This is a genomic window from Ralstonia sp. SET104 (assembly GCF_003851545.1).
Classification (GTDB): domain Bacteria; phylum Pseudomonadota; class Gammaproteobacteria; order Burkholderiales; family Burkholderiaceae; genus Ralstonia.
Map to the genome: position 1 here is coordinate 50,681 of NZ_BHVX01000012.1, position 22,024 is coordinate 72,704.

The following is a 22,024-nucleotide window of genomic DNA, read 5'->3' on the forward strand; positions in this document are numbered from 1 at the left end:
GACTTAACTTAGGCCCTGAGTACGGGCAACAGGGTTTTCAACCCATCAACAATGAATTCCACGGCCAGCGCCGCCAGGATCAAACCCATCAACCGCGTACCAACGTTGATGCCGGTACGGCCGATCACACGGGCAATCGGTTCGGCCGCGCGCAACACGATCCAGACCACGCCCGCGATTGCCACGCCCACACCGGCCAAGAGCAGCAACTCCCACCAGTGGCGCGTCTTGCCCGCATACACGATCACGGTGCTGATCGAGCCCGGGCCCGTGAGCAGCGGGATCGCCAATGGCACGACGGCAATGCTGGCCTTGGCACCCGCCTCATCCTCTTCTTCGGGCGTGGCGTTGGTGCGGCTGGTCTGCGCGTTCAGCATGTTCAGCGCGATCATGATCATGATGATCCCGCCGCCCACCTGCAACGAACCGACCGAAAACCCAAAAAAACCGATGATCTGCTCGCCCAGCAACGCGGACAGGCCAATCACGATCGCCACCGAAATCGACGCGACCTTGATCGTGCGCCGCTTCTCTTCATCCGTCTGGCTCTCGGTCAGGCTGATGAAGAACGGGATCGCGCCGATCGGGTTGATCAGCGCGAGCAGCGAGAAGAAGCTCTTGGTCAGATCCATCGGATCGGTGGCCGTTTTCGGAGTCGGGTAGGCGCGGCCAGGCCGGCGCAGCGATTTACAGCGCGCCCTTGGTCGAAGGAATCGTGCCGGCGGCACGCGGATCGATCTCGACCGCCATGCGCAGCGCGCGGCCAAAGGCCTTGAAGACGGTTTCAATCTGGTGATGCGCGTTGACACCGCGCAGGTTGTCGATATGCAGCGTCACGCCGGCATGGTTGACGAACCCGCGGAAGAATTCGATGGACAGATCCACGTCAAAGCTGCCGACGCGCGCACGCGTGAACGGCACGTGGAACTCCAGACCCGGGCGGCCGGAGAAGTCGATCACGACGCGCGACAGGGCTTCGTCCAGCGGGACGTAGCTGTGGCCGTAGCGCACGATGCCCTTCTTGTCGCCGATAGCCTTGGCAACGGCCTGGCCGAACGTGATGCCGACGTCTTCCACGGTATGGTGGTCGTCGATATGGGTGTCGCCGGTGGCCGAGACGTCAAGGTCGACCATGCCATGACGGGCGATCTGGTCGAGCATGTGGTCGAGGAAGGGAACGCCGGTATTCAGCGTCTGCTTGCCCGTGCCGTCCAAATCAAGGGCGACGCGGATCTGCGTTTCAGAGGTATTGCGAGTGACCTCAGCGCGACGACTGGTGGGGCGGCTCATGGGGCTTCCTGCAGCGATGCGGCAAAGGCATCGAGAAATTGCGCATTTTCTTCGGGATTGCTGACCGTCACGCGCAGACAGTTGGCCAGCAACGGGTGCATTTTACTGACGTTTTTAATAAGAATCCGCCGATTGAGCAGACGCTCGAACAAGCGCGCTGCATCGGGTACGCGCAGCAGGATGAAGTTCGCCGCGCTTGGGAACACCGTCACGCCCGGCTGAGCGGACAGCGCATCGATCAACTTGGTGCGTTCTTCACGCAGGGTCGCTGCCTGGGCATCAAGCACATCGACGTGTTCGAGCATGAACTGGGCGGTGGCCTCGGTCAGCACATTCACGTTGTACGGCGGGCGCACCTTGTCCAGCTCGGCGATCCACTTGGGGTGGCCGGCCACGTAGCCAAGGCGAATGCCCGCCAAGCCGAGCTTGGAGACCGTGCGCATCACGAGCAGGTGATCGAAGTCCGGCAAACGCGGCATCCAACTGTGCTGCGCGAACGGCTGGTAGGCTTCGTCGACCACCACCAGGCTCTGACACACCGGACCGCGGGCGGCGCGGATGACGGCATCCATATCGGCCGCGTCGAACAGGTTGCCGGTCGGGTTGTTCGGATACGCCAGATAGATCACGGCGGGCTGATGCTCAGCCATGGCCGCCAGCATCGCTTCGCGGTCGAGCGTCAGGTCGGCCTTGAGCGGCACGCCGACGAAGTTCAGGCCCAGCAACTGCGCCGACATCGCGTACATCACGAAGCCCGGCAGCGGCGCCAGCACGGTCGCCCCTGGCTTGGCCGCAGCGATGGCGATCAGGCTGATGATTTCGTCCGAACCGTTGCCCAGCAGCACCTCGGCGCCAGCCGGCACATGCATCACGCGCTTGAGTTGGGCCTTGAGCGCGTCGGCGGTCGGTACCGGGTAGCGGTTGAGCGCCACGTCGGCCAGGCGCTTGCCCAGCGCGTCGCGCAGCATCGCTGGCAGCGAGTAGGGGTTCTCCATCGCGTCCAGCTTGACCATGCCGGTCGCGTCGGGCACGTGGTAGGCGCCCATGGCGCGTACGTCGTCGCGCACGATGCGGGCGAGCAGGTGGTCAAGCGAAGGCTGGGCTGGAGCGGCGGCGGCGGTCATTGTGATGCTGCAGGCGTTATTCGGACTTGGGGGTCAGGCGATATTCAGCGCTGCGGGCATGCGCCTGCAGGCCTTCGCCGTAGGCGAGTTCGGCGGCGATCTCGCCCAGCATCTGCGCGCCGGCTTCGCTCACCTCGATCAGGCTCGACCGCTTGATGAAGTCGTACACACCCAGCGGCGACGAGAAGCGCGCCGTGCGCGAGGTCGGCAGCACATGGTTCGGGCCGGCACAGTAGTCGCCCAGCGATTCGCTGGTGTACTTGCCCAGGAAGATCGCGCCCGCGTGGCGGATGCGTTCGGCCCACTGGCGCGGGTTCTCAGTGGAAATCTCCAGGTGCTCGGGGGCGATGTCGTTGGCGATCTCGCACGCCTCTTCCATGTCACGCACCTTGACCAGCGCACCACGGCCCGACAGCGATTCGGCAATCACGTTCTTGCGCGGCATCTCTTCGAGCTGGCGATTGATGCTGGCTTCCACCTGCGCGATGAATTCCGCGCTCGGGCACAGCAGGATCGACTGCGCGAGCTCGTCGTGCTCGGCCTGCGAGAACAGATCCATCGCCACCCAGTCCGGGTCGGTTGTGCCATCGCAGATGACGAGGATTTCCGACGGCCCGGCAATCATGTCGATACCGACCGTGCCGAACACGCGACGCTTGGCAGCCGCCACGTAGGCGTTGCCCGGACCGACGATCTTGTCGACGGCAGGCACGGTGTCGGTGCCATAAGCCAGCGCACCGACAGCCTGCGCACCACCGATGGTGAACACGCGGTCCACCCCGGCAATGCACGCAGCAGCCAGCACCAGCTCATTGCGCACGCCGCCCGGCGTGGGCACCACCATGATGATTTCCTTGACACCGGCCACGCGTGCCGGAATCGCGTTCATCAGCACCGAAGACGGGTACGCCGCCTTGCCGCCGGGCACGTAGATGCCGACGCGATCGAGCGGCGTGACCTTCTGGCCAAGCACCGTGCCATCGGCTTCGGCGTATTCCCAGCTGTGCGTGCCGCACTCGATCTTCTGCTTCTCGTGATAGGCGCGCACGCGAGCCGCGGCCGCCTCCAGTGCCGCGCGGCGCTTGGGCTCCAGGCCGTCCAGCGCGGCTTGCAGGGTGGCCGGCGACAGTTCCAGCGCAGCTACGCTGTCCGCCTCGATGCGATCGAAGCGACGCGTGGCCTCCAGCACGGCAGCATCGCCGCGGGCTTTCACGTCGGCCAGTATCTGCGCGGCAGCACGATCGATGGCTTCGTCTTCGCTCGCCTCGAAAGCGAGCACCTGGCGCAGTTGCGCCGCGAATCCGGCTTCGGCCGAATCCAGCTTACGGATGGTCAGGCTCATGCGGGTTCCCCGGCGCGCTCGCTCTTGGCGCAAGCGCGCTCGAAAGCGTCGAGAATCGGTGCCAGCCGCTCGCGCTTGAGCTTCAGCGCAGCCTGGTTGACAACCAGCCGGGACGAGATCTGCACGATCTCCTCCACCTCGACGAGGTTGTTCGCGCGCAGCGTGCCGCCGGTGCTGACCAGATCAACGATGGCATCAGCCAGGCCCACCAGCGGGCCCAACTCCATCGAGCCGTACAGCTTGATCAGGTCGACGTGCACGCCCTTCTTGGCAAAGTGTTCGCGCGCGGTGTTCAGATACTTCGTCGCCACCGACAGGCGCGCGCCCTGGCGCACCGCATTGGCGTAGTCGAAGCCCTTGGGCACCGCCACCGACATGCGGCAGCGGGCGATGTTCAGATCAATGGGCGCATACAGGCCTGCCATGCCGTGCTCCATCAGCACGTCGCGGCCGGCCACGCCAAAATCCGCCGCGCCGTACTGCACGTACGTCGGCACGTCAGAGGCGCGCACGATGATCACGCGCAGCGCCGGGTCCGACGTGGGCAGGATCAGCTTGCGCGAAGTTTCCGGATCCTCGGTCACCTCGATGCCGGCGGCCTTCAGGAGCGGCAGCGTCTCTTCAAAGATGCGGCCCTTGGAGAGCGCCAGCGTGAGCTGATTGGAAGCGGACTGGAGTGCGTTCATGGCCTGCTTGTTCCTTACCTTACGCCTGGACGCGGCGGATCTTGGCGCCGACGGCGGAGAGCTTGTCTTCGATGCGGTCGTAGCCGCGATCGAGGTGATAGATGCGATCAACCAGCGTTTCGCCCTGCGCAATCAGGCCGGCGATCACCAGGCTGGCCGAAGCACGCAGGTCGGTCGCCATGACGGTCGCGCCCGACAGTTGCTCGACGCCCGTCACCACCGCCGTCTTGCCGTCGATCACGATATTGGCGCCCAGACGGTTGAGTTCCTGCACGTGCATGAAGCGGTTTTCGAAGATGGTCTCCGTCACCGTGGCAGAGCCTTCAGCGATGGCGTTGAGCATCATGAACTGCGCCTGCATGTCGGTCGGGAACGCCGGGTATTCCGACGTGCGGAAGCTCACGGCTTTGGGGCGGCCCGTCATCTGGGCGCGGATCCAGTCATCGCCTGTGGTGAGCGTCACGCCCGCTTCGCGCAGCTTGTCGAGCACGGCATCGAGGATGCCCGGCGGTACGCCGCGCAGCGTCACGTCACCGCCGGCCGCAGCAACGGCGCACAGGAAAGTGCCAGCTTCGATGCGATCGGCAATCACGGTGTGCTCGGCGCCACGCAATACTTCAACGCCCTGGATCACCAGGCGATCGGTGCCGATGCCTTCGATGCGCGCACCCATCTTCACGAGCAGGTTGGCGAGGTCGGTCACTTCCGGCTCGCGCGCGGCGTTTTCCAGCACGGTCTCGCCGTCGGCCAGCGCGGCGGCCATCAGCAGGTTCTCGGTGCCGGTCACGGTCACCATGTCGGTGACGATGCGTGCGCCATGCAGGCGCTTGGCGCCGTCAGCGAGCTTGGCTTCGATGTAGCCGTGGTCGATGACGATCTCGGCGCCCATCAACTGCAGGCCCTTGATGTGCTGATCCACCGGACGTGCGCCGATACCGCAGCCGCCCGGCAGCGACACGCGCGCATGGCCAAAGCGTGCCAGCAGCGGGCCCAGCACCAGAATCGACGCGCGCATGGTTTTCACCAGATCGTACGGCGCTTCCGGCGAGTCGATGGTGGCCGCGTCCAGCGTCACGTTGTTGCCATCCTGCGTGCCCTCGACGCCCATCTGGCGCAGCAGCTTGAGCATCGTGCGCACGTCCTGCAGGTTGGGCACGTTGCTCAGTACCAGCGGCTCGGCCGTCAGCAGCGCAGCACACATGATGGGCAGCGCGGCATTCTTGGCGCCAGACACGCGGATTTCGCCCGACAGGGGGCCATTGCCTTCGATCAGCAGTTTGTCCATGAGCGAGACGTCACGTCGTTCAGAGCGCTCGGCGAGCGCGGAATCAGTGGAAACAGCAACCGGATTGGGATCAAGCTCAGCCATCAGGACTGCCACTCCGCCGGGGTGAGCGTCTTCATGGACAGCGCGTGAATCTCCGCACGCATCCGCTCACCCAGCGCCGCGTAGACGAGCTGGTGACGTTGGATCAACCGCTTGCCTTCAAACTGCGCGCTGACGATGGTGGCAAAAAAATGCTGGCCGTCGCCCTCGACTTCGAGGTGCTCGCACGGCAGGCCGGTTTCGATGTACTGCTTGACTTGTTCGGGTGTGGGCAACATGGCCTTCCCTCTCCTGCAAAACGTTAGGGTAGTGCGTCGCGGTTGTTTTATTGACGCATCAATGGCGCAGCTTGTAGCCCGTGCGCAGCATCTGCAGGGCAATCCCCCCCACCACGACCAGCGCGATCAGCATCACGCCGAGGCTCGTCGCCACCGGCACATCGGACACGCCGAAGAAGCCGTAGCGGAAGCCGTCGATCATGTAGAAGAACGGGTTGGCGTGGGACACCGCCTGCCAGAACGGCGGCAGCGAATGGATCGAGTAGAACACGCCCGCCAGGAAAGTGGCCGGCACGATCAGAAAATTCTGGAACGCCGCGAGCTGGTCAAACTTCTCAGCCCAAATGCCGGCGATCAAGCCCAGCGTACCGAGCACACTTGCGCCCAACACGGCAAACACGATGATCCACAGCGGCTGTGCAAAGTGCAGATGCGCGAACAGGGTCGTCACCACCAGCACGCCCGTGCCGACGGCCAGACCGCGGATGATGGAAGCGCCTACGTAAGCGCCAAACATCTCCCAGTGCGACAGCGGCGGCAGCATGATGAACACCAGGTTGCCGGTAATTTTCGACTGGATGAGCGACGACGAGCTGTTCGCAAACGCGTTCTGCAGCACGCTCATCATCACCAGACCGGGCACCAGGAAGGCGGTGTAGCTCAGTTGATCGAACACCTTCACGCGGTCTTCCAGCACGTGGCCGAAAATCAGCAGATACAGCAACGCGGTCAGCACCGGCGCGGCCACGGTCTGGAAGCTCACCTTCCAGAAGCGCAGCACTTCCTTGTACAGCAGCGTGCGGAACCCGGTCCAGCGGCCGGGGAGACTTTCAGGAATGGCACTCATGCTGCAGGCTCCAGCGCAGAATCAGGAATCGCAGGCGTCTGCGAGCCAGCGGGAAGCCCGCCCTCGCGGCGCATGATCTGTACGAACACATCTTCCAGATCGGCCTTGGCGACTTCCATGTCGTCGAATTCGCAGCCAGCCAGGCGGCAGGTGGAGAGAATCTGCTCGACCTCGCCGTAACCCGACAGGCGCAAACGCACGCCGCGCTCGCCGTGGTTGCCCGGCAGGCGCAGCGCTTCGAGTGACGCGGGCAGCGCACCCTGCGAGAAGCTCAGCACAAGCTGCAACCCCGCAAATTGCGACAACAGATTGGCCGTGCGGTCCAGTGCCACCACCTCGCCAAACTTGAGCATGGCGATGCGATCGCACAAGGATTCGGCCTCTTCCAAATAGTGCGTGGTCAGCACGACGGTGTGGCCCTCGCGGTTCAGGCGCGAAATGAATTTCCACAGCGTCTGGCGCAGCTCAACGTCCACACCGGCGGTCGGTTCGTCCAGCACGATCACCGGCGGGCGGTGTACCAATGCCTGCGCCACCAGCACGCGACGCTTCATGCCGCCCGAGAGCGCGCGCATGTTGGCATCAGCCTTGCTGGTGAGGTCCAGGTTGGCCATGACCTCGTCGATCCAGTCGTCATTGTTGGTCAGGCCGAAATAGCCCGACTGCAGGCGCAGCGTTTCACGCACCGTGAAGAACGGATCGAACACCAGCTCTTGCGGCACCACGCCAAGCTTGCGGCGCGCAGTGCGGTAATCGGAAACAACGTCGTGGCCGAGCACGCGCACGCTGCCGGAATCGGCACGATTCAGGCCCGCGAGAATGGAGATCAGCGTGGTTTTGCCCGCGCCGTTGGGGCCCAGCAGGCCGAAAAACTCGCCCTGCTCGACAGACAGGCTCACGCCCTTGAGCGCTTGCAACGACTTGTAGCGCTTGCGGACGTCAGCGATTTCGATGGCTTTCATGGCCGACAAAGTGAACTACTCTGCGCATCGCGTGACTGCCAATCGACATGATCAGCGCGGTCTTGGACGCCGCACGCGGCGGCAGCAGAGCGACAAACCGGGGATTATAGGGGAACTGCACCAACAGACGACGGGACTGCTTGCGGCGTCGCACCGAGGGTGCCAGAAGCGCGCGCGGCGCCCCGGCCGGAGCGCGGCATCGCGATGTTGGGGAAACCACCCCGCAGCACCGGACGCCGCCTCAATGTCGTGCGTGATGGTGTTCTGCGGTGGCCGGCGCAATGGCCAGCAGGGATTCCACGCCGTACAGCGTGGCAAGGTTGGACAGCGCCTGCGGCGCGCCTGTGATATCGAGCGCGATACCGGCATCCTGCGCCGTGCGCTGCCACGATAGCAGCAGTGCCAGCGCAGACGAATCGACCTGCGACAAGCCGGCGCAATCGACGTGCAACGCGGCAAGACCAGCTTCGCGCGCTTGGCCAAGCTGCGCCTCGCCCTCGCGCAGAACGCGCGACGCTTCGAGCTGGGTCAGCGGGCCGGACAAGGTCAACATGGCGAAGATGAATGCGTCAGAAAAAGAAACAGCGGTCAGAGTTGACCGCTGCGGTGATTCTACCGGAAGGCCGCTTACTTTGCCGGCGCCTTCTCGAGCTGTGCATTGCGCTCGCTCAGAAAGCTCACCAGGCCGGCGACGCCACCGCGCTTGCTGATGACATCGGCAAACTGATTCTTGTAGGTTTCAGACAGCCACAGGCCACTGATGTTGATGTCATACACCTTCCAGCCGCCGGCCGTCTTTTCCAGGCGGTAGTCCAGGGCCACGGGTTCGCCGTTGTTATTCACAGTCGAACGCACCACCACGTCAGTGTCATCGGCAGCCGCACGGAACGGCTTGTACGAGACGGTCTGGTTCTTCACATTCGACAGCGCGCCAGCGTAGGTGCGGATCAGCAGCGTTTTGAAGCCTTCCTGAATCTGTTGCTGCTGCTCCGGCGATGCCTGGTTCCAGAAACGGCCCATGGCGATCTGCGTGGTGCGCTTAAAATCAGCGCGCGGCACGATCTTCTGGTCGACCAGCTGGTAGACCTTTGTCATGTTGCCGCCGCGCAGTTCCGGATCGTTCTTGATGGTGGCGAGCACGTCATCCACGGCCGTCTTGACGGTGGATTGTGCGTCGGCTTCCTGGGCGTGGACGGGCGCGGCTGCCACGGCAGCCGTCAGCGTGAGGCCGGCGAACAGGGAGCGGAGAAGCTTCTTCAACATAACGCGTCCTTATGGTGTGATTTTCGGGTCGCTTGCGGCACATTCGCCGCAATCTTGCTGGCCATTAGAACAGACCGGCCGCGGGCGAGTTCGCGCGGGCCGGCCAGTTTTACGCCTTGTCACCTTTGAGGCGATGTTGTTACGTATACCGATCAGCGGCGAAAGACCGGCCAGTTCGGCGTGAAGCGTTGGTACGGCGAGACCGTGGCGTCACCGGTCTCCGGCGACGTCTTGTTGTCCTGATCTTCCGGCAGGTTGCCGTCATAGATCAGATAGCGGCGGCGTTGCAAGTAGGCGTCCCGCAAGAACGTGTACTTGTCGACGGCGGCCTGTTCAAACACATTGCTGGCGCCGAGCAGGTTGGCGCGCACGTCCACCACACGCAGCGCGGCCAGCGAGTACGTAACCGTGCTGTCATGCCAGTACGTGAGCGGGTCCATCTGCCAATCGACGAGGAAGCCCACGGTGTCACGTGCGGTGCTCGGGCCGAGCAGCGGCCACACTACGTACGGGCCCGCCGGCACACCCCATACGCCCAGCGTCTGGCCAAAGTCTTCCTTGTGCTTGGGCAGGCCAGCGTCCGACGCGATGTCGATCAGGCCGCCCAAACCCAACACGGTGTTGATCGCCACACGCATGGTGTCTTCCAGCGCGGCCGTGCCCTTCAACTGCAGAAGGTTATTGACGGCGGAATAGACATCGCCCGCGTTCGAGAAGAAGTTGGACACCGCCGTGCGCGCCGGCGATGGCACGACGTCAACATACGTTTGCGCGACCGGCTTCAGGACGCCCTTGTCGAGGTCTTCGTTAATGCGGAAGACTTCACGGTTGAACGGCTCAATCGGATCGGCCGGATTGGCGTTCGGCCCCGTGGCGCAGCCTGCCAGCAACGTGGCGCCGGCAGCCACTGCCAGCACGAAGCCGCGCAGCGTGTGAATGGATGTTGTTGTTTTCATGGTTTATTTACTCCCACTGCCCTCAGCCGGCTTGGCTCCGCCGGCACCGCCATTGCTGCTGCCAGCACCGGCATCCGCCGCCTTGCTGTAGAGGAACTGACTGATCAGGTTCTCCAGCACCACCGCAGACTGTGTCATGGTGATCTTGCTGCCGCTGGCCAGCATGGCCGAGTCGCCGCCCGGCTCAATGCCAATATATTGCTCACCCAGCAAACCCGAGGTCAGGATCTTGGCCGAGCTGTCTTTCGGAAAGTGATAGCGCTGGTCCATGTCGAGCACGGCGACGGCCTGGTAGCTCTTGTCATCGAACAGGATCTGCGACACACGGCCAACCACGACGCCCGCGCTCTTGACCGGCGCGCGCACTTTCAGACCACCGATGTTGTCGAAGGACGCCTTCACCTGGTAGCTCCTGGCAAAGGAGAACGCGCTCATGTTGCCGGCCTTGAGCGCCAGGAACAGCAGCGCCACGATACCCACCAGCACGAACAGTCCGACCCAGAAATCGAGGAGGCTCTTACGCATAGTTCTTTCTCGTTGAAGAGGCGGCGCGTCAGCTGAACATCAGCGCGGTCAGCACAAAGTCCAGCGCCAGTACGGCCAGCGACGCGATCACCACCGTCCGCGTGGTGGCACGCGACACACCTTCGGGCGTCGCCTTGGCCTCATAGCCCTGATACAGCGCGATGAAAGTCACGGCCACGCCAAACACCACACTCTTGATAACGCCGTTGACGACGTCGTTCACCACATCCACACCGGCCTGCATTTGCGACCAGAACGCACCGGCATCGACACCGATCAGGCCCACGCCGACAAAGTATCCGCCCATAATGCCGACCGCGCTGAAGATTGCCGCCAGCAGCGGCATGGCAATAAAGCCTGCCCAGAAGCGCGGCGCCAGCACGCGGGCCAGCGGGTCGACGGCCATCATTTCCATGGCAATCAATTGTTCACCGGCCTTCATCAAGCCGATTTCAGCCGTGAGCGACGTACCGGCGCGGCCCGCAAACAGCAGCGCCGTCACCACCGGGCCCAGTTCGCGCACCAACGACAGCGCCACCAGCAAGCCCAGCGCCTGCTCTGAACCGTAGCGATTAAGCGTGTAGTAACCCTGCAAGCCGAGCACGAAGCCAACGAACAGCCCCGACACGGCGATGATGATGAACGAATCGTTGCCAATGAAGCGCAATTGCTCGACCAGCAGGCGCGGGCGGCGCAGCACGTCGCCCGACGCCCCGAACAGCGTCACCAGCATGCGCGCCGCATAACCGAGACGGCCAATGAGCGTGCGAACGAGGAAGCCGATGGTGGAGATCACCGCGCGCCTCCGTTCTTGTCCAGGCCGAAGTCATCGGCCAGCGGCACGCCTGGGTAGTGGAACGGCACGGGGCCGTCCGCCTCGCCGTGCACGAACTGGCGCACAAACGGGTCAGTCGACACAGTCAGTTCAGCCGGTGTGCCCTCGGCGGCGATGCCACCGTTGGCAATGAAGTAGACGTAGTCGGCAATACGGAACGTCTCTTGCACATCGTGCGAGACGATGATGCTGGTCGCGCCCAGGGCGTCGTTCAGCCTGCGGATGAGCGAGGCGGTCAGGCCCAGCGAGATCGGGTCCAGCCCCGCGAACGGTTCGTCGTAGAGGATGAGCGATGGGTCCAGCGCAATCGCTCGCGCCAGTGCCACGCGCCTGGCCATGCCGCCCGAAATCTCCGAGGGCATGAGGTCACGCGCACCGCGCAGGCCGACGGCGTTGAGCTTCATCAACACCAGATCGCGGATGAGGGGCTCAGGCAACCCGGTGTGTTCGCGCAGTGGGAATGCCACATTGTCGAACACGGACATATCGGTAAACAGCGCGCCGAACTGAAACAGCATGCCCATCTGGCGGCGTGCGGCGTACAGCGCGCGCTTGTCCATGGCACCGATGTCCTGGCCATGCACGCGCACGGTGCCCGCAGCTGCGCCGACCTGGCCGCCAATCAGCCGCAGGATCGTCGTCTTGCCGCAGCCCGAACCGCCCATGACGGCCACCACCCTGCCCTTGGGCACGCGCATGCACAGGCCGGACAGGATGCGCCGCGCGCCTGGCTGATAGGCGAAATCGACCTGATCGAGTTCGACAACGGCGGTGGAAGGCTGGGTGGGCACGGTTGAGGTCGGTGCTGAGGGCTCGGCAGGTTGGCGGCTTCATGCTGCCGCATCTTGTTGTCTTGATTACCGCCGGCTCGCCAATTGAGGCGGCTTCGCGCGGCCCGCCATTATAGGTGGAAACCCGCGTAGCCCGTCAGTCACGCCACGCTTACCTACAGTTTGTGTGGCTTGTTCGCCGCGCTACGGGTTGTCGGGCCTTGCGGGGTTGTTGAAATGGTGCGCGCGGCGCTGAAAGTGATGGTGCAGCCGGCACAAAAGTGACTTATTCGCCGCTATCGAGCCGCAAATCGGCTTGGCGAATTACCGCCTGCCAGTGGGTGGCATCGCGGCGAACTGCTTGGGCGAACGTGTCGGGGGCGTCCCATTCCGGCTCGAAGCCACCGGCGCGCAAGGTCGCTTGCACATCGCTTGAAGTGACGGCGCGGCGCAACTCGGCCGCTGCGCGCATCGAGAGAGGTCGAGGCGTGCGCGCCGGCATGAAGGTACCAATCCAGGCGCTGCGGTCAAATCCGGCAAGACCGCCTTCGCGCAACGTCGGTACGGCCGGCGCAAAACGCGAGCGCGCCCCGCCCGTCACGCCGAGCAGCCGCAGTTGGCCATTGGTCACCGCGGCCGCCACGCTCGGATAGCAGGCGAAGCACGCCGCCATGCGCCCCGCCAAAACCTGTTGCACGAGCCCCGCCTCACCCCGAACGGCCACATGCGGCGCATGGAAAGCGTAGTCACGCACGAACTGCTCTGCGACAAGGTGCGACCAGGTGCCAACGATGTCCGACCCGCAATTGACGGTGACGGATTCACCGCGCGCCCGGGCGAGCAGCTCGGTGATGGAATGCATCGGCAAACGCGCATCGACGGCGAGGAATAACGGCAGCGTCGCGACCATCGCCACGGGCTGGAAGTCGCGCAGCGGGTCATAAGACGCCGGCTCCAGCGCGGGCTGGGCGACGAACGTTGTCTGCTGGAGCAGCAAAGTGTGACCATCCGACGGCGCGCGGGCGACGGCTTCACCAGCGGCCATGCCATTGGCAGTGGGGCGATCTTCCACACCGACCTCACGGCCGACTTGCTGTTGCAGCTGCGTCGCCAGTGCCCGGGCGAGCGCATCAAACGCACTGCCCTCGGCAGCCGGCACAATCAAACGCAGCGATTGCGAGGGATACCCCTGCAACAATGCGTGCGCCGGCGATGCCAGCATTGCGGGCAACACCCCTAGCCAAGCCAGCGCGCGCCGCCGTAGCCAATCCGGCACGTCATCGGGCGCGTGGGGCACATCTACAGGCACATTGCGGGCACGAGGTCGCATGAGACGGCAGGGATGACGGGGGATATCTCATTCTAGAAATCCACCTGCCCGCCCTGCACTCATGTAAACCATGTCGACGTAAACCATGAGGCATAACGCGCGTGCCGCAACCCGCGCGGCGCAAAGAAAAAGGCCCGCCAAGGCGGGCCTGAGTCAAACGGTCAACCGCGTGGTCAGCGCGGCAGTTCCGTATGGCCCATGAGAAACGCATCGACCGAGCGGGCCGCCTGACGGCCTTCGCGGATGGCCCACACGACCAGCGACTGGCCGCGGCGCACGTCACCAGCGGCAAACACCTTCGGCACGTTGGTGGCGTAGGCGTTGTCGCCTTCGGTGGAAGCGCGCGCGTTGTTGCGGGCATCCTTGGTCACACCAAAGGCATCCAGCACGCCGCCGACCGGGTTGGTAAAGCCCATCGCCAGCAGCACGAGATCGGCCTTGAGCGTGAACTCGCTGCCCGCGACCTCGGCCATCTTTCCGTCCTTCCATTCCAGGCGCACCGCCTTGAGGCCGGTTACACGACCGTTCTCGCCGATGAGCGCTTTGGTGGCGACCGACCAGTCGCGCTCGCAACCTTCATCATGCGACGACGACGTGCGCAGCTTGATCGGCCAGTACGGCCACACCAGCGGCTTGTTCTCTTCTTCGGGCGGACGCGGCAGCAGCTCAAACTGCGTGACCGATGCAGCGCCATGGCGGTTGGACGTGCCCACGCAGTCCGAACCCGTATCACCACCGCCGATCACGATGACGTGCTTGCCATCAGCGCGGATCGGGTTCGGTGCGTCGCCGGCCACTTCCTTGTTCTGCGGGATCAGGAACTCGAGCGCGTAGTGCACGCCATCCAGATCACGGCCCGGCACCGGCAGATCGCGCGGCACTTCCGAGCCGCCCGTCAGCACCACGGCGTCGAACTGCTTGAGGATGTCGTCAGCGGAGATGACTTCGCGTGCGTCGTTGACGATGCCGGCGGGCACGGCCCCATCGTTACCTTTCGGACCGACCATCACGCCCGTACGGAACGTCACACCTTCGGCTTCCATCTGCTGCATGCGGCGGTCGATCTGCGCCTTCTCCAGCTTGAAGTCGGGAATGCCGTAACGCAGCAGGCCGCCGATGCGATCGTTCTTTTCGAACAGCGTCACGTCATGCCCGGCGCGTGCCAGTTGCTGCGCAGCGGCCATGCCAGCGGGGCCCGAGCCGACCACGGCCACTGTCTTGCCGGTCTTGTGCTTGGGCACCTGCGGTGCCACCCAGCCTTCTTCCCACGCCTTGTCGATGATGGCGTGCTCGATCGATTTGATGCCGACCGGCAGCTCATTGATGCCCAGCGTACAAGCCGCTTCGCACGGTGCCGGGCAGATGCGGCCCGTGAACTCGGGGAAGTTGTTGGTCGAGTGCAGCACCTCGATCGCGGCCTTCCAGTCCTGGCGATACACCAGGTCGTTGAAGTCCGGGATGATGTTGTTGACCGGGCAGCCGTTGTTGCAGAACGGAATGCCGCAGTCCATGCAACGTGCGCCCTGGATCTTGGCTTCGTTGTCCGCCAGCGCGAACACGAACTCCTTGTAATGCTTCACGCGCGCTTCGGGCGCTTCGTATGCCTCGCTCTGGCGGGGAAATTCGAGAAAACCGGTCGCCTTGCCCATGGTGTCCTTCCTGACCCGATGCGCTCGCGCATCAAGCCGTCTTATCAGTTGCGTTGTTCAGTGGCGGCGGTTGGTTAGCCTAACCAACCGCCAAGTCGCTTGGATTCCGCTCAGGCCGCAATCTGCTCGCGGCCTGCTTCCTGTTCGCGCTCGTACATCTCGGTCAGTGCGCGCTTGTACTCGGTCGGGAAGACCTTGACGAAGCGGCGGCGTGCGTTGTTCCAGTCGGCCAGCAGTTCTTTGGCACGCTCAGAGCCGGTGTAGCGGAAGTGCTTTTCCACCAGCGCCTTGAGCAGTTGCTCGTCGAGCACGCGCTCGCCGTTCACCTTGTGCCAAGTCGATTGCGTATGCGCCTTCTCCTGGTCTGCCGCCGACAGCACGGACTCCAGCGCGACCTGCGCGGTGTTGCAGCGCTTGTCGAACAGGCCGTCTTCGTCATAGACGTAGGCCACGCCGCCCGACATGCCTGCCGCGAAGTTGCGGCCAGTGGCGCCCAGCACAACGACGGTGCCGCCAGTCATGTACTCGCAGCCGTGGTCGCCCGTGCCTTCCACCACGGTGGTGGCACCGGAGTTACGCACCGCGAAGCGCTCGCCGGCCACGCCGTTGAAGAACGCCTCACCGGCCAGCGCACCGTACAGCACGGTGTTACCGACGATGATGTTATTGGTCGGCTCGCCGCGGAACTCGTGCGGCGGGCGCACGATCACGCGGCCGCCCGACAGGCCCTTGCCCACGTAGTCGTTGCCGTCGCCCACCAAGTCCAGCGTCACGCCGTGCGCGAGGAACGCGCCGAACGACTGGCCAGCCGTGCCCTGCATCTGGATGTGGATCGAATCATCCGGCAGGCCCTCATGGCCGTAGCGCTTGGCGACTTCGCCCGAGAGCATCGCGCCCACGGTGCGGTTGACGTTGCGCACCGGCTGGATGAACGACACGCGCTCACCCTTCTCGATTGCCGCCTTGGCCTTCTCGATCAGTTGATGATCCAGCGCGCGGTCCAGGCCGTGGTCTTGCACATCGACCTGATAGCACGGCTCGCCTTCCTTCTTGGCCGGCTGATAGAAGATGCGCGCAAAGTCCAGACCGCGTGCCTTCCAGTGCTGGATGCCGGCCTTGGTGTCGAGCAGGTCTGCGCGGCCGATCAGTTCGTTGAACGAGCGGATGCCCAGTTGCGCCATGATCTCGCGCACTTCTTCCGCCACGAAGAAGAAGTAGTTCACCACGTGCTCCGGCTTGCCCGAGAACTTCTTGCGCAGCACCGGATCCTGCGTCGCCACGCCCACCGGGCAGGTGTTCAGGTGGCACTTGCGCATCATGATGCAGCCCTCGACCACCAGCGGCGCGGTTGCAAAGCCGAATTCATCCGCACCCAGCAGCGCGCCGATGACCACGTCGCGGCCGGTCTTCATCTGACCATCAGCCTGCACGCGGATGCGGTTGCGCAAGCCGTTGAGCATCAGCGTCTGCTGCGTCTCGGCCAAGCCCAGTTCCCACGGCGTGCCGGCATGCTTGATTGACGACCACGGCGAAGCGCCCGTGCCGCCATCATGGCCGGCGATCACCACGTGATCGGCCTTGGCCTTGGCCACACCTGCGGCCACCGTGCCCACGCCCACTTCCGACACCAGCTTGACCGACACATCCGATGCCGGGTTCACGTTCTTCAGGTCGTGGATGAGCTGCGCCAGATCTTCAATCGAATAGATGTCGTGGTGCGGCGGCGGCGAGATCAGGCCCACGCCCGGCACCGCATAGCGCAGCTTGCCGATGTATTCCGTGACCTTGTGGCCGGGCAGTTGACCGCCTTCGCCAGGCTTGGCGCCCTGAGCCATCTTGATCTGGATCTGGTCGGCCGAGGCCAGGTACTCGGCCGTCACGCCAAAGCGGCCGGATGCCACCTGCTTGATCTTCGAGCGCAGCGAATCGCCCTCTTGCAACTCCAGGTCACGCTCAACCACTTCGCGGCCGATCACGTCCGACAGCTTGGTGCCCTGCTTGATGGGGATGCCGCGCAGTTCGTTGCGATAGCGGCGCTCGTCTTCGCCGCCTTCGCCCGTGTTCGACTTGCCGCCAATGCGGTTCATCGCCACGGCCAGCGTGGTGTGCGCTTCCGTGCTGATCGAGCCCAGCGACATCGCACCGGTGGCGAAACGCTTGACGATCTCCTTGGCCGATTCCACCTCTTCCAGCGGAATCGCACGCGCCGGGTCGACCTTGAACTCGAACAGGCCGCGCAGCGTCATGTGGCGCTTGCTCTGGTCGTTGATCAGGTTGGCGTATTCCTTGTACGTCTGGTACGAATTCGCGCGCGTGGCGTGCTGCAGCTTGGCGATCGAATCCGGGGTCCACATGTGCTCTTCGCCGCGGACGCGGTAGGCGTATTCGCCGCCGGCGTCCAGCATGTTGGCCAGCACCGGCGCATCGCCAAAGGCGTCGCGATGCAGGCGCAGCGCTTCTTCAGCCACCTCGAAGATGCCGATGCCGCCCACGTTCGATGCGGTGCCGTGGAAGTACTTGTCCACCAACTCGCGCGACAGCCCGATCGCCTCGAAGATCTGCGCGCCGGTGTACGACATGTACGTCGAGATGCCCATCTTGGACATCACCTTGTGCAAACCCTTGCCGATTGCCTTGGTGAAGTTGTAGACCGCCTTGTCAGCCGTCACGCCCAGGCTCGGTGCCAACTCGGCCAGCGTTTCCATCGCGAGGTACGGGTGCACGGCTTCTGCACCGTAGCCTGCCAGCAGGGCGAAGTGGTGCACTTCACGCGCCGAACCCGTTTCGACCACCAGACCGGTGCTCGTGCGCAGGCCCGCATCCACCAGGTGATGGTGGATGGCGGACGTCGCCAGCAGCGCCGGAATGGCGGCCTGCTTTTCATCGACCGCGCGGTCCGACACGATCAGGATGTTGTAGCCCGACTTGACGGCATCCACCGCCTCGGCGCACAGCGAGGCCAGGCGCGCTTCGATGCCTTCCTTGCCCCACGCCACCGGGTAGCAGATGTTCAGCTCGTAAGCCATGAACTTGCCGCCGGTGTAGTGCTCGATGTTGCGGATCTTCGCCATGTCCTTGAAGTCCAGCACGGGCTGGCTCACTTCAAGACGCATCGGCGGGTTGATGTTGTTCAGCTCAAGCAGGTTCGGCTTCGGCCCGATGAACGAGACGAGCGACATCACCACGTTTTCGCGGATCGGGTCGATCGGCGGGTTGGTGACCTGCGCGAAGAGCTGCTTGAAGTAGTTGTAGAGCGTCTTGTTCTTGCTCGACAGCACGGCCAGCGGGCTGTCATTGCCCATGGAACCGGCAGCCTCTTCGCCGTTGGCGGCCATCGGGGCCATCAGGAACTTGACGTCTTCCTGCGTGTAGGCAAAGGCTTGCTGACGGTCCAGCAGCTTGGCGGCCGGCTTGGTCTCGGCGGCAACGTCTTCGGCCTTGACTTCAAGCTCATCGAGCTTGATGCGCACGGCGTCGATCCAGCTCTTGTAGGGCTTGGCGTTGGCCAGGTTGTCCTTGAGTTCCTTGTCGTCGATGATGCGGCCCTGCTCCATATCGATCAGGAACATCTTGCCCGGCTGCAGGCGCCACTTCTTGACGATGCGCGACTCAGGGATCGGCAGCACGCCCGCTTCCGAGGCCATCACGACCATGTCGTCGTCGGTCACGTAGTAGCGGGCGGGGCGCAGGCCGTTGCGGTCGAGCGTTGCACCAATCTGGCGGCCGTCGGTAAAGCAGATGGCGGCGGGGCCGTCCCACGGCTCCATCATCGCGGCGTGGTATTCGTAGAAGGCGCGGCGGTTGTCGTCCATCAGCGTGTGCTGTTCCCACGCTTCCGGAATCATCATCATCATCGCCTGGGCCAGCGGGTAGCCGGCCATCGTCAGCAGTTCGAGGCAGTTGTCGAACGATGCCGTATCCGATTGGCCCGGATAGATCAGCGGCCACAACTTCGGCAAGTCTTCACCCAGCACCGGCGACGAGATACCGCCCGTGCGTGCGTTGATCCAGTTGACGTTGCCCTTGACGGTGTTGATTTCGCCGTTGTGCGCCACCATGCGGTACGGGTGCGCCAGTTCCCAGGCGGGGAACGTGTTGGTCGAGAAACGCTGGTGCACCAGCGCCAGCGCCGACACCGTGCGCGGGTCGGCCAGATCCTGGTAGTAGCGGCCAACCTGTTCGCACAGCAGCAGGCCCTTGTAGACGATCGTGCGCGCCGACATCGACGGCACGAAGTATTCCTTGCCGTGCTTGAGCTTGAGTGCCTGGATAGCGTGGCTGGCGGTCTTGCGGATCACGTACAGCTTCCGCTCCAGCGCATCGGTGGTCATGATGTCGCGGCCGCGCCCGATGAAGATCTGGCGAATCACCGGCTCGGTCTTCTGCACCGTGGGCGACATCGGCATGGTCTTGTCGACCGGCACATCGCGCCAGCCCAGCACGACCTGCCCTTCCAGGCGCACGGTGCGCTCAAGCTCCTGCTCGCAGGCCAGGCGCGACGCGTGTTCCTTCGGCAGGAAGATCATGCCGACGCCATATTCGCCGGCCGGCGGCAGGTTGATGCCCTGCTTCGCCATCTCCTCACGGAAGAATTGGTCGGGAATCTGCAGCAGGATGCCCGCGCCGTCGCCCATCAGCGGATCGGCACCGACAGCGCCCCGGTGGTCGAGGTTATGCAGAATGCGCAAGCCCTGTTGAACGATCTCGTGGCTCTTCTTGCCCTTGATGTGGGCGACGAAGCCGACGCCGCAAGCGTCGTGTTCATTGGTCGGGTCGTACAGACCCTGGGCCGACGGCGTGAGGGGGAAGGAATGTTGTTCCACGGCGATCTTCCGATGTTGTGGGTTCGGCGCGCCGCAGAAGGCCCTCGCGATGGTGCGGATGCGGTGGGCAAAAAAACAATGGCGCGCCGCACCATGAATGCGGGGTGGAACGAATATAAAAGAGCGCTCCGGAACAGGCAAAAGATTTTAAATGGGGTCGGAATAAATTAATAAATACGCGTCATCAACACGGCTTTATAAGTGGGGACAGATTACTTTGGTGCGCAATGATGTGCGTCGGCAGGCGCGCTAGACGAACGATTATTCGGCGATGGCGCCGTCCTCCGCCCCGGCTTCCGCTTGCGCCCTCGGCGGCCGCCCTTTGGGCAACGGCGCCACCCGACGGCCGCCCGCGCGTGCCAGCGTCGTCAGAAACGCTTCGCTTCCGAGTGGCCAGCCGCTGTGAACATGCTCCCGGATCTGCGCGAGCTGGTCCGAACCCAAACCTTCGTGCCAGAGCGCCCGATAGCGCGATTGGCGCTCAAACGGCGTGTTGCCGAGACGCCAATAGCAATAGTGATCACTTACCCACGGAATGGATTGGATACCCGTGTGATGGCGGTACGTGCTCCATCGGTCCTCTTCCGGCGTGCTGACAAGCCCACCACGAACCGCGTTGGACTCCACGTACAGCAGCACTGGCATGACCCACTCGGCGGGGTCGAGCACGGTCGAGCGAAAGCGCCCTTCCCATAGCGTGCCGCTACGATTCGCGGCGGCATTGAAGTACCGCGTATAACGACGCCCCACGGCCTGCAGCGTGCGCGACAGGCTGTCCGCCACCTTGGGCGTGCCCACAAGGTGGACGTGATTCGGCATCAGCGAGAAACCGTGGATGGCGAAATCGTGTTCGCGGGCCGCCATGCGCAGCGTGTCAAGGTAGAACGCGTAGTCCTCATCGCCGCGAAACACGACCTGGCGATTGTTGCCGCGCTGCAACACATGCACAGGAACATCGGTGGGGCTGAGGCGAGGCAGACGAGCCATGGGAAAAACGGGGCAGCGAAAAGCATCATCGTAGCCTGAGCCCGGTTAATCTGTCCCCAATTTTTGCGAGCAAACGCTTGCATGTCGTCTGTCGCCACGACGCAACGGCGGAATTTGCGTGCCGTCAAATCGGCCAGCCTACACACGCCCGACGACCGGTCGAACTTGATCCCAAACAAATCAGCAAAGCGGCTTCCCCGCGAGACTGGTCTTCATCACATCACGGGACGACACGAGGGGAAGCGATTCATGGCTCTTTACCGCCTAGCCGCCGTAGCCGCAGCCACAGGCATGCTTGCCGCTGGCTTCAGCCAGACCGCCTTTGCGCAGAACGCGGACTTGCCGCCCGCCACCGGCAACTGGATGGTGCGTCTGCGCGCCGTCAATCTGACCGCCGCCAATAAATCGGACCCTGTGAACGCGTTGGCCACTCCCGCTGACGCCATTCAGATCAACAACAAAGTCCTGCCCGAGCTGGACATTTCGTACTTCTTTACGCCGCATCTGGCAGCCGAACTGATCCTGACCTACCCACAACAGCAGGACGTGACGGTCATGCAGAGCGCGCTGGGCGGCCCGACCAAGATCGGCAATTTCCGCCATCTGCCGCCGATTCTGACGATGCAGTACCACTTCACGCCCCCAGCGGAACTTCCGCGCTTCAAGCCGTACGTGGGCGCGGGCATCAACTACACGCGCATCTCGAACGTGAACTTGCAGGTGCCGGGCGTCGGTTCGCTGGATCTCAGCAAGAACAGCTTCGGCCCCGCGCTGCAGGTCGGCTTCGACTATCGCCTGACCGAACGCCTCTATTTCAACGTCGACCTGAAGAAAACCTGGATCAGCGCCGACTTGAAGATGGCCGGCCAGACCATCAGCAAAGTCAAGGTCGACCCGTGGCTGCTGGGCGCGGGCCTGGGCTATCGCTTTTAAGGGAGACGATCAGCGAACTGACACTGTCCTGATCGACTTTTACCGGCGTGCCGCAGGGGCCGTCGACGGCGGGGGCGCTCGTCGGCGGTGGTTGGCG

The 22,024-nt window shown here is 63.8% G+C and carries 20 protein-coding genes; 1 reads left to right on the plus strand and 19 read right to left on the minus strand.

What is annotated here, in order from left to right; genetic code table 11:
* Positions 1 to 8: 8 nt before the first annotated feature.
* The 19 genes from PSUB009319_RS15835 to PSUB009319_RS15925 all read right to left on the minus strand — a co-directional run bounded on the left by PSUB009319_RS15835 (position 9) and on the right by PSUB009319_RS15925 (position 20,994).
* Positions 9 to 632: a MarC family protein gene (locus PSUB009319_RS15835; RefSeq protein ID WP_124383187.1), complete on the minus strand. Its 624-nt coding sequence runs from the start codon at positions 630 to 632 to the stop codon at positions 9 to 11.
* 55 nt (positions 633 to 687) lie between these two features.
* Positions 688 to 1,290 (minus strand): imidazoleglycerol-phosphate dehydratase HisB, encoded by a 603-nt coding sequence (gene hisB, locus PSUB009319_RS15840; RefSeq protein WP_124383188.1) that lies wholly within the window; start codon positions 1,288 to 1,290, stop codon positions 688 to 690.
* Positions 1,287 to 2,414 (minus strand): histidinol-phosphate transaminase, encoded by a 1,128-nt coding sequence (gene hisC, locus PSUB009319_RS15845; protein WP_124383189.1) that lies wholly within the window; start codon positions 2,412 to 2,414, stop codon positions 1,287 to 1,289. The genes hisB and hisC overlap by 4 nt, the downstream gene beginning before the upstream one ends.
* A 16-nt stretch (positions 2,415 to 2,430) precedes the next feature.
* The gene (hisD, locus tag PSUB009319_RS15850; protein WP_124383190.1) at positions 2,431 to 3,756 is read right to left on the minus strand and encodes a histidinol dehydrogenase; all 1,326 of its coding nucleotides are present in this window, start codon (positions 3,754 to 3,756) and stop codon (positions 2,431 to 2,433) included.
* Complete coding sequence (gene hisG / locus PSUB009319_RS15855; RefSeq protein ID WP_124383191.1) at positions 3,753 to 4,442, minus strand: ATP phosphoribosyltransferase; 690 nt, start codon at positions 4,440 to 4,442, stop codon at positions 3,753 to 3,755. Before hisG ends, hisD begins: the two co-directional genes overlap by 4 nt.
* 19 nt (positions 4,443 to 4,461) lie before the next feature.
* Positions 4,462 to 5,727 carry a UDP-N-acetylglucosamine 1-carboxyvinyltransferase gene (gene murA, locus PSUB009319_RS15860; protein WP_124383254.1) on the minus strand — a complete coding sequence of 422 codons (1,266 nt, stop codon included), beginning with the start codon at positions 5,725 to 5,727 and terminating at the stop codon, positions 4,462 to 4,464.
* An 83-nt stretch (positions 5,728 to 5,810) separates the two neighbouring features.
* Positions 5,811 to 6,047: a BolA family protein gene (locus tag PSUB009319_RS15865; RefSeq protein WP_024542178.1), complete on the minus strand. Its 237-nt coding sequence runs from the start codon at positions 6,045 to 6,047 to the stop codon at positions 5,811 to 5,813.
* 58 nt (positions 6,048 to 6,105) lie between these two features.
* Positions 6,106 to 6,894, minus strand: a complete 789-nt coding sequence (locus PSUB009319_RS15870; protein ID WP_124383192.1) for an ABC transporter permease — start codon at positions 6,892 to 6,894, stop codon at positions 6,106 to 6,108.
* On the minus strand, positions 6,891 to 7,856 hold the full coding sequence (locus tag PSUB009319_RS15875) for an ABC transporter ATP-binding protein (protein ID WP_124383193.1): 966 nt from the start codon (positions 7,854 to 7,856) through the stop codon (positions 6,891 to 6,893). The genes PSUB009319_RS15870 and PSUB009319_RS15875 overlap by 4 nt, the downstream gene beginning before the upstream one ends.
* 241 nt (positions 7,857 to 8,097) lie before the next feature.
* Complete coding sequence (locus PSUB009319_RS15880; RefSeq protein ID WP_124383194.1) at positions 8,098 to 8,409, minus strand: lipid asymmetry maintenance protein MlaB; 312 nt, start codon at positions 8,407 to 8,409, stop codon at positions 8,098 to 8,100.
* Positions 8,410 to 8,483: 74 nt separating this feature from the next.
* The gene (locus PSUB009319_RS15885; protein ID WP_124383195.1) at positions 8,484 to 9,119 is read right to left on the minus strand and encodes a phospholipid-binding protein MlaC; all 636 of its coding nucleotides are present in this window, start codon (positions 9,117 to 9,119) and stop codon (positions 8,484 to 8,486) included.
* A 152-nt stretch (positions 9,120 to 9,271) separates the two neighbouring features.
* Positions 9,272 to 10,075 (minus strand): VacJ family lipoprotein, encoded by an 804-nt coding sequence (locus PSUB009319_RS15890; RefSeq protein WP_124383196.1) that lies wholly within the window; start codon positions 10,073 to 10,075, stop codon positions 9,272 to 9,274.
* A 3-nt stretch (positions 10,076 to 10,078) separates the two neighbouring features.
* Positions 10,079 to 10,600, minus strand: coding sequence for an outer membrane lipid asymmetry maintenance protein MlaD (gene mlaD / locus PSUB009319_RS15895; RefSeq protein ID WP_124383197.1), 522 nt, complete (start codon positions 10,598 to 10,600; stop codon positions 10,079 to 10,081).
* Positions 10,601 to 10,628: 28 nt separating this feature from the next.
* On the minus strand, positions 10,629 to 11,396 hold the full coding sequence (gene mlaE, locus PSUB009319_RS15900; RefSeq protein ID WP_124383198.1) for a lipid asymmetry maintenance ABC transporter permease subunit MlaE: 768 nt from the start codon (positions 11,394 to 11,396) through the stop codon (positions 10,629 to 10,631).
* Entirely contained in the window at positions 11,393 to 12,226 is an 834-nt protein-coding gene (locus PSUB009319_RS15905; protein WP_124383199.1) for an ABC transporter ATP-binding protein, read from the minus strand. Before PSUB009319_RS15905 ends, mlaE begins: the two co-directional genes overlap by 4 nt.
* A gap of 265 nt (positions 12,227 to 12,491) precedes the next feature.
* On the minus strand, positions 12,492 to 13,535 hold the full coding sequence (locus tag PSUB009319_RS15910; RefSeq protein WP_124383200.1) for a tripartite tricarboxylate transporter substrate binding protein: 1,044 nt from the start codon (positions 13,533 to 13,535) through the stop codon (positions 12,492 to 12,494).
* A 173-nt stretch (positions 13,536 to 13,708) separates the two neighbouring features.
* The gene (locus tag PSUB009319_RS15915) at positions 13,709 to 15,184 is read right to left on the minus strand and encodes a glutamate synthase subunit beta (RefSeq protein WP_124383201.1); all 1,476 of its coding nucleotides are present in this window, start codon (positions 15,182 to 15,184) and stop codon (positions 13,709 to 13,711) included.
* Between the two features lie 110 nt (positions 15,185 to 15,294).
* On the minus strand, positions 15,295 to 20,007 hold the full coding sequence (locus PSUB009319_RS15920; RefSeq protein ID WP_124383202.1) for a glutamate synthase-related protein: 4,713 nt from the start codon (positions 20,005 to 20,007) through the stop codon (positions 15,295 to 15,297).
* Positions 20,008 to 20,268: 261 nt separating this feature from the next.
* Complete coding sequence (locus PSUB009319_RS15925; protein ID WP_124383203.1) at positions 20,269 to 20,994, minus strand: transposase; 726 nt, start codon at positions 20,992 to 20,994, stop codon at positions 20,269 to 20,271.
* A gap of 249 nt (positions 20,995 to 21,243) precedes the next feature.
* Here PSUB009319_RS15925 and PSUB009319_RS15930 point away from each other — a divergent pair, with 249 nt between their 5' ends.
* Positions 21,244 to 21,927 (plus strand): OmpW family protein, encoded by a 684-nt coding sequence (locus PSUB009319_RS15930; protein ID WP_124383204.1) that lies wholly within the window; start codon positions 21,244 to 21,246, stop codon positions 21,925 to 21,927.
* Positions 21,928 to 22,024: the final 97 nt, after the last annotated feature.

Bases quoted from the DNA above. Each gene is read 5' to 3' on its own strand.
- PSUB009319_RS15835 (WP_124383187.1), bottom strand. From the start codon at position 632: ATGGATCTGACCAAGAGCTTCTTCTCGCTGCTCGCGCTGATCAACCCG.
- hisB (WP_124383188.1), bottom strand. From the start codon at position 1,290: ATGAGCCGCCCCACCAGTCGTCGCGCTGAGGTCACTCGCAATACCTCT.
- hisC (WP_124383189.1), bottom strand. From the start codon at position 2,414: ATGACCGCCGCCGCCGCTCCAGCCCAGCCTTCGCTTGACCACCTGCTC.
- hisD (WP_124383190.1), bottom strand. From the start codon at position 3,756: ATGAGCCTGACCATCCGTAAGCTGGATTCGGCCGAAGCCGGATTCGCG.
- hisG (WP_124383191.1), bottom strand. From the start codon at position 4,442: ATGAACGCACTCCAGTCCGCTTCCAATCAGCTCACGCTGGCGCTCTCC.
- murA (WP_124383254.1), bottom strand. From the start codon at position 5,727: ATGGACAAACTGCTGATCGAAGGCAATGGCCCCCTGTCGGGCGAAATC.
- PSUB009319_RS15865 (WP_024542178.1), bottom strand. From the start codon at position 6,047: ATGTTGCCCACACCCGAACAAGTCAAGCAGTACATCGAAACCGGCCTG.
- PSUB009319_RS15870 (WP_124383192.1), bottom strand. From the start codon at position 6,894: ATGAGTGCCATTCCTGAAAGTCTCCCCGGCCGCTGGACCGGGTTCCGC.
- PSUB009319_RS15875 (WP_124383193.1), bottom strand. From the start codon at position 7,856: ATGAAAGCCATCGAAATCGCTGACGTCCGCAAGCGCTACAAGTCGTTG.
- PSUB009319_RS15880 (WP_124383194.1), bottom strand. From the start codon at position 8,409: ATGTTGACCTTGTCCGGCCCGCTGACCCAGCTCGAAGCGTCGCGCGTT.
- PSUB009319_RS15885 (WP_124383195.1), bottom strand. From the start codon at position 9,119: ATGTTGAAGAAGCTTCTCCGCTCCCTGTTCGCCGGCCTCACGCTGACG.
- PSUB009319_RS15890 (WP_124383196.1), bottom strand. From the start codon at position 10,075: ATGAAAACAACAACATCCATTCACACGCTGCGCGGCTTCGTGCTGGCA.
- mlaD (WP_124383197.1), bottom strand. From the start codon at position 10,600: ATGCGTAAGAGCCTCCTCGATTTCTGGGTCGGACTGTTCGTGCTGGTG.
- PSUB009319_RS15910 (WP_124383200.1), bottom strand. From the start codon at position 13,535: ATGCGACCTCGTGCCCGCAATGTGCCTGTAGATGTGCCCCACGCGCCC.
- PSUB009319_RS15915 (WP_124383201.1), bottom strand. From the start codon at position 15,184: ATGGGCAAGGCGACCGGTTTTCTCGAATTTCCCCGCCAGAGCGAGGCA.
- PSUB009319_RS15925 (WP_124383203.1), bottom strand. From the start codon at position 20,994: ATGGCTCGTCTGCCTCGCCTCAGCCCCACCGATGTTCCTGTGCATGTG.
- PSUB009319_RS15930 (WP_124383204.1), top strand. From the start codon at position 21,244: ATGGCTCTTTACCGCCTAGCCGCCGTAGCCGCAGCCACAGGCATGCTT.